A 6,772-nucleotide genomic window follows, 5' to 3' on the forward strand; every position below is an offset into this window, starting at 1 on the left:
TAATGCACACTACAACTCAGGCAGGGATCGTAGGCGCGCACCAGCTTCTCGATCTCAAGCCGGATAGCATCTTCCTCGGCTCCCGCCTCCACCATCTTCTCAGCCAACAGACGCATATCGGCCTCGAGGTTCGCCACATTCTGGGCCGTGGGAGTCATGATGGACGCATGGACCACATTGCCTTGCGCGTCCAGTTCCAGCTCGTGGAACAGCGCGCCGCGCGGAGCCTCGGTGAAGCCCACGCCGCGACCGGCGCGCACCTCGAAGCCCACCGGCTCGCTCGAACCGGAGATGTCATCCGCAGCCAAATGACGGCAGATGGCGGCGCAGCGGTCAAGCGCGTCCACTAACTCGACGGCCTGGGCCACGTTGTTCATGAAGGGGTTGCGCTCGGGAGGACGCAGGCCGGCCTTGGCGGCAGCGATCTTCGCCGCCTGGCCCAGGTGCTCCCAGGACGCGTTGATGCGCGCCAAGGCACCGGTGAAAAACGGCGAGGCCGTATCGCGCACCCGTGCGAGCAGCGCCGCCGAGTGCGGCACCATGTATTCCTCGATATGATCGTTCACGTCGTTCACGTCAAACTCGACACCGGCATCCAGGAAACGCGCCGTGTTGGAGCATTCGACCGGGTAGTAACCGGGCTCCACCATGGCCAGCATGTCGCCGGTCGTCTGGATGTCGGGCACCTCGAAGCTGCGGAACAGGTCGAGCGCCGCCTCGGCGAACACGCGAGCTCCGTCCATCTTGCCGGCCAGCTCGAGGTACTCCCCCGCTTCCAGCTCGTGGGTGAAGCCGCCGACCACGGCGGTGATGGGATGCACGCTGCGCCCACCCACCCTCGTGCACAGCTCGTTGCCGAGCGCTTTGAGCGCCAGCGCCTGCTCGAACAGCTCGGGGTTCGCCTCGGCCAGAGGAAAGACGCTCTTCATGCCCACGAAGTCGGGTGCCGCAAACACGAACAGGTGCGTCGCGTGGTTCTGCAAATACGATCCGTACACTAAAAGCTCGCGCAGGGCGCGGGTGCGGTCGCTTACCTGCACGCCGAAGATGCGCTCGATAGCGCGCAGGTCGGTGACCACGTGGCTGGCCGAGCAGATGCCGCAGATGCGCGAGGCGATATACGGTATCTCCTCGAAACGGCGGCCGCGAACCATGCTCTCGAACAAACGCGCCGGTTCCACAACATTCATCTCGACGGTCTTCACCGCACCGTCCTCGATGACCACGTGCACGTTGCCGTGGCCCTCGATGCGGGCGATATGGTCCACGTGTATGGCGGTTTTCGTCATGCTCGCATCCTTACTCGTGCGTTGCCAGGGCGGGATTCACCTGGTTGAACATTTCAAGTGCCTTGTCAAAATCGGCAACCGGCACGCCATAGCGCTCGCACGCCTCACGCGCAGAGGGCAGGTTTGCATCGGGCGACAACCCACGGCATCCGTTGCAGGGACGTCCCAAGTTCACGCAGCGCGCACCGCAGCCAGCCCTGGTCACCAACCCCAGGCAGAGCGTCTGCTTGCCGAAGAAACAGCTGGTCTCATTGCGCTTGCAGTCGCCGCACATCGTTTTCGTGTACACGGTCTTGTTCGAGCCGTACAGGGCACGCTGCAGCACGTCGACGAAGTCGAGCGCATCCATAGGGCACGTACGCACCTCGTAGTCAACGTCGATGACAGCGCTCACCGGGCGCGGGGACACCATAGTGCCGCACGCCGCAGGGACCCGCTCGTACACCTGTCCAGGACGCTCGAGGAACGAGGCTGCGGCCATACCCGGGATGCCGGCCGTCGTGGCGCAGGCCCCGATGGCGATGACCGTGGCTGCCCGCTCGCGCAGGTCGCGCACCGTGGCCTCGGCCTCCTCGGTGGTGACGGCGCCCTCGATGACAGCCACGTCGAACTCGTCGGGCATATGGTCGCTCGACGCCAGCTGCCAGTAGCGCAGGTCGATCTGCCCCAGCACATCCAGCAGGTGCTCCTCCGCATTCGTGATCTGCAACTGGCAGCCAAAACAGCTGGCCAAACCTACGACCACGACGCGGGGAACCTTCGGTTTCTCTTGGCAGGCTATGCAGTTTCCGCTCATATTACATCGACCCCTGAATGTTCTTGGCTTCCCAGTAGTTGAACACGGGCCCGTCGATGCACACGTACTGGTGCCCGATCTGGCAGTGGCCGCACTTGCCCATGCCGCACTTCATATGGCGCTCGAAGCTCACGTAGATATGGTCGTAGCTGATGCCCTTCTTGCGCATCTCGTCGATGGCGAAGCGGTACATGATGGGAGGCCCGCAGAGAGCCCCGAAGGTATTGTCCGCGTCGATCTCCAGATGCTCGAACGGCTTGGTGACCAGGCCTACTTCGCCATCCCACGTATCGTCGGGCTGGTCGACCGTTAAGTGCAGGTCGAAGTCGTGGCGATGACGCCACATCTCGAACTGGCTGCGGAACATGACCTCGGAGGGGTTCTTCGACCCGTAGATAATGGTGACCTTGCCGAACTCGGAGCGTTCATCATGGATGTTGTTGATGAGCGAGCGCAAAGGAGCGATACCCAAGCCACCTGCCACCAGCAAGATGTCGTGGCCCTTCATGCTCTCGAAGGGAAACCCGCGGCCGAACGGCCCACGCAAACCCACGATGTCGCCACACTGCATCTGGTGGAGCACTTCGGTGAACGTTCCCGTACGGCGGACGCACAGCTCGATAAAGCCGCGTTTCGTGGCCGAACTGGAAATGGAGATGGGAGCCTCGCCCACGCCGAAGATGGACACCTCGACGAACTGCCCCGGCTCATGTCGGAACGCCTCGCGAATACGGTCGTCGATCAGGCGGAACTCGAACAGCTTCTCCGTCTCCGTCAGATCGATGATCGACGTGATACGCGCCGGCCAGGGGCGGTACGGGTTGGCTGCCATGAGGTCGGTGCCACTCATGGGCGCCGGACCATCATGGAACGGCTTCACCTGCACGGTGGACACAGCACAGCTACTCGGCATCTTGCGCCCCTTTCCTCTCGAAGAACTCCAATACCTCGATGGGGTTGATGCGCGCCTTGCACGCCGTCACACAGCGCCCGCAGCCCACGCAGAGCATGCGGTCGTGGTTGGCCAGAAAGCCGTTAAGCTTATGGTACATGCGATGGCGTACGCGGTTGCGCCCGTCGTCGCGGAAGTTATGGCCGCCGGCCACCAAGGCGAACTGCGGGGACGTGCACGAGTCCCACACACGCTCGCGTCGCCCGGTCAAGCCATCAGGATCGAACGTATCTTGGATGTCGAAGCAGAAGCACGTCGGGCACACCGCCGAGCATGCCGTACAAGACAGGCAGCGTCCACCTAGCTCGTCCCAATACGGGTCCTTATGGAACGCGTCCATGAGCATGGCCACGTCCTGGATGTCGGGAATGTCGCCGTTGAAGGCCTCCTGCCGCCTGCGCGTGGCATGGCGGAATTCGATACGATCCTCGTCGGTGGCCACACGCGCGTTGCAGGCGGCCTCCAAGATGTTCGCCGCTTCGACGCTGGAGATGCTGACCAGGTACTTGCCACCAATATCCTGCAAAAACAGGTCGTAGCCGAAGCGCGCCTCGTCGCTGCCCCACAGCTGACAGAAGCACGTGTCGCGCGGCGTACAGCTTATCCCTACGATAAGCGTAGCGTTGCGCCGGGCAACGTAGTACGGGTCGGGATAACGCCCTTCTTTGAATACCAAATCGAGCCTGTTCAGGGCGTTGATATCGCACGCATGGGCACCGAAGATGACGCGCGGGGTAATCTCTGCTGAGAAATCGGCCACCTCGTTGTTGCGCGCATCGAACGGGAACAGCGTCTCGGTCTGCGGCAGAAAGTACTTCTTGGGCGATGAAACGGTCGTATCGTACCCCAGCTCGATTTCGTCGAACGCACGAATAACCTCGAACACGTAGCTCCGGTCACGTTTGACCGGAGCTACGACTTCATAGGCTTCCATGAACGCCGACACGAGCGCAGGGAGTTCAGCTGCATCGATCACACGATAGAGCATGCTGCGGGCCCCTTTCTCGTCTGGCTTAAATGAAACCGGGCGAACCTTGAGGGTGCTTACGGCTTCGAAGCTTACGCGAAGAAAATGCCGATCTCGCGCTCAGCTGACTCGGGGGAATCCGAGCCGTGGATGACATTCTCGTCCATAATGAGGCCGAAATCGCCGCGAATCGTGCCGGGGGCTGCTTCTGCCGGATTAGTGGCACCCATGAGTGCACGGCATTTCGCCACGGCTCCCTCGCCGGACACGACCATCTTCACGACCGGGCCGCTGGTGATGTAGGAGATCAGGCCGGCGTAGAACGGCTTGCCCTCGTGCTCGGCGTAGTTGGCCTGGGCCTGCTCGTCAGTGACCATGCCCAGTTCCATGCGCTCGACAACAAGGCCCGCGCGCTCAAAACGGTTGACGATCTCGCCGACATGGCCGTTCTTCACGCCGTCGGGCTTGATCATGGTGTAAGTCTTCTGCACTGCCATAGGTAGTTCCCTTTCCTTTGTTTCAGACATAAAGAAGGTGCGCGCTCATCGCCGCGCACCTTCGTTGAACCTAACGTTAATTCTGGCTGGGGAAATAAAGCTCGACGCTCGACACCTTCCAGCCTATCATGTCGCGCACCAGCGACACCTTGTACTGGACGTCGGCGCCCTCGGGTACCTTGGCCGTCACGTACACGGTCGAATCGCTCATAGACTTGTCAACCCCGTCGATCGTGGGATTGGAGTCGGATACCACTGGCTCGACCATCGTCTTGGCCTTATCGGCATCGACTTCCTTGGCAAACACCGAGGAAATCGCTGCCTGGGGGTCGTTGAACAGCTGCTTGACCACGGCATCCTGGGTCGGATATCCCCAACCCTGGGTGTACAGGAACACCGTCGCCCCGAATGCCACCAGCACTAGCAGCACGACGAACACGAGCACCTTGAGTCCTACGTTGCGCCGCTTGCGGTCCTGCTTGGCGAGGCCCTTCGACCACTGCTCAAGTTCCTCGTCGCTGGCACTGAAGAAACGGTCTCCGTTGTCAACGCCGGGATACGGCTGGCCGTCGTAGGCATCGGCATAGTAGTAAGGGTCTTCTTGCCCGTAGGCACCATAGCCATCCTGGTCGGCATACATGGACGCACCGTCGGCCGCCACATCCAAACCGGACATGTCGGCAGCCGTTACGGCAGGTATAACCTGCGTGATCTCGGATGTACCCTGGGAGACGGCCGCAACAGCGCGCTGATAGTCGACGCTTGCCGAGTCGGAGAGGTAGTACCGTTTGTCGGCAATGGACTGCTCGAAGGCGTTCACGGCCTTCTGCATCTGACCACAGGCAACGTAGGCCTGGCCTAGGTTCGCGTAGAGCTTGTTCTTGGTGCCGGCCTGCATGTCGAATTGCAGTGCGCTCTCGTAAGAGGCCACCGCGTCAGCCGGGCGGTCAAGGGCCATGAAGCACACGCCTAGGTTCAGCAGCGCCTTCGTAGGATCGGGGTTGCCCTCGTCGAGCGCCGATTCGCGGAACGCCACGCCGGCCTCGGCCGACTTACCCAGCTTCAGCAGCGCATTTCCCATGCCAGTGTAGGCCTTGTAGGGCGTGTCGTACTTGGCATCGGACACCGCGATCTCGAAGTGCTTGACCGCATCTTCGTAGTCATGCAACGCCGCGTACGCCATCCCTAAGTTGTAGTTCACCGCGCCGCAGGCGTCGTAGGACGCGTCGGCCGTCGCCTGGGTATAGGCGTGGATGGCCTCGTTGCAGTCCTTCAGCTTGACGAGGCAGTTGCCTATCTGATGATAGATCAGCCCCATCTCGCCCGGCGCGAGCGGATGGCCTCCGTCCTGCAAGCACTGCGCAAACGCCTGGAGGGCGCCTGCGTAGTCCTTTGCGGCGTAAGCCGCGCGGGCGTGCTGGAATAGGTCGTTGTTCATCTGCTTCCTTACTTACTATGGTTGTGAAACGGCCGCCTGCAAGCAGGGTGCCGGGAAAACGCTATTCGGCAGCATTCTCGATCTCGACGCGCTCGATCACGTCGCCCACACGCAGCTCGCCGATAATGTCGAGACCCTCGATGGTATCGCCGAACACGGTGTAGCCGGAGTCGAGCATAGGCTGGGCGCCCAAGCAGAAATAGAACTGTGAGCCGGCCGAGTTCGGGTCCTGCGAGCGGGCCATGGCCAATGTGCCATCGTTGTGCTCGTTGTGCGGGTTTGTGGTGTACTCCTCCTTGATGGAGTAGCCCGGACCGCCCGTACCGAGGCCCGCCATGGGGTTCTTGGCCTTGGCGATGACATCCTGGGTGGACAGGTCGCGCGTGTTCGGACAGCCGCCTTGGATGACAAAGCCCGGCACGAAACGGTGGAACTTCAGGTCGTCATAGAAGCCCTTGCGCGCCAGTTCGACGAAGTTGCCCACATGGATGGGAGCATCCTTGCCGGCGAGCTGCACGCGGATCGTGCCCTTCGACGTGGTGATGACGGCGATCTCGTCGCCCGTAGGCTGGTACTCGGGGGTATACTGCGCCATGATCTGGCTCCTTTTCTCAATTACGCGTCTGTCTCTGCCGCACGCGTCGACGCAAAGATACGCATCGCGTGGCGAATTACCACATACGATTTGAGATTTTAGCAGGTAACCCCTCGCTTTTGGGAAAAACCGTATAACATTCACGGGGTAGTTGAGGTTTCGGCACTTAGGCCAACAGGTCTGAACTGGTGCCCTTGACAGGATTCGAACCTGCGGCTTTCTGCTCCGGAGGCAGACG

Annotated in this window: 7 protein-coding genes; all 7 read right to left on the reverse strand. The window is 61.4% G+C overall.

Annotated features, from left to right (window positions below; genetic code table 11):
- A partial coding sequence (locus RR842_RS10760) for a Ni/Fe hydrogenase subunit alpha (protein ID WP_332553822.1) occupies positions 1-1,289 on the reverse strand: 1,289 nt, incomplete at its 3' end.
- 10 nt (positions 1,290-1,299) lie between these two features.
- Positions 1,300-2,085, reverse strand: a complete 786-nt coding sequence (locus tag RR842_RS10765) for an NADH:ubiquinone oxidoreductase (RefSeq protein ID WP_332514420.1) — start codon at positions 2,083-2,085, stop codon at positions 1,300-1,302.
- Position 2,086: 1 nt separating this feature from the next.
- Positions 2,087-2,998, reverse strand: coding sequence for an FAD/NAD(P)-binding protein (locus RR842_RS10770; RefSeq protein ID WP_332514418.1), 912 nt, complete (start codon positions 2,996-2,998; stop codon positions 2,087-2,089).
- The gene (locus tag RR842_RS10775; RefSeq protein ID WP_332514416.1) at positions 2,988-4,025 is read right to left on the reverse strand and encodes a 4Fe-4S dicluster domain-containing protein; all 1,038 of its coding nucleotides are present in this window, start codon (positions 4,023-4,025) and stop codon (positions 2,988-2,990) included. Before RR842_RS10775 ends, RR842_RS10770 begins: the two co-directional genes overlap by 11 nt.
- A gap of 71 nt (positions 4,026-4,096) precedes the next feature.
- Positions 4,097-4,501: a nucleoside-diphosphate kinase gene (gene ndk / locus RR842_RS10780; protein ID WP_332514414.1), complete on the reverse strand. Its 405-nt coding sequence runs from the start codon at positions 4,499-4,501 to the stop codon at positions 4,097-4,099.
- A gap of 76 nt (positions 4,502-4,577) precedes the next feature.
- Positions 4,578-5,939, reverse strand: coding sequence for a tetratricopeptide repeat protein (locus RR842_RS10785; RefSeq protein ID WP_332514412.1), 1,362 nt, complete (start codon positions 5,937-5,939; stop codon positions 4,578-4,580).
- A gap of 61 nt (positions 5,940-6,000) precedes the next feature.
- A complete protein-coding gene (locus tag RR842_RS10790) occupies positions 6,001-6,534 on the reverse strand; it encodes a peptidylprolyl isomerase (protein WP_332514410.1) in 534 nt (177 codons plus the stop codon).
- Positions 6,535-6,772 lie beyond the last annotated feature (238 nt).

It is taken from the genome of Gordonibacter sp., from assembly GCF_036667095.1.
Classification (GTDB): Bacteria; Actinomycetota; Coriobacteriia; order Coriobacteriales; family Eggerthellaceae; genus Gordonibacter.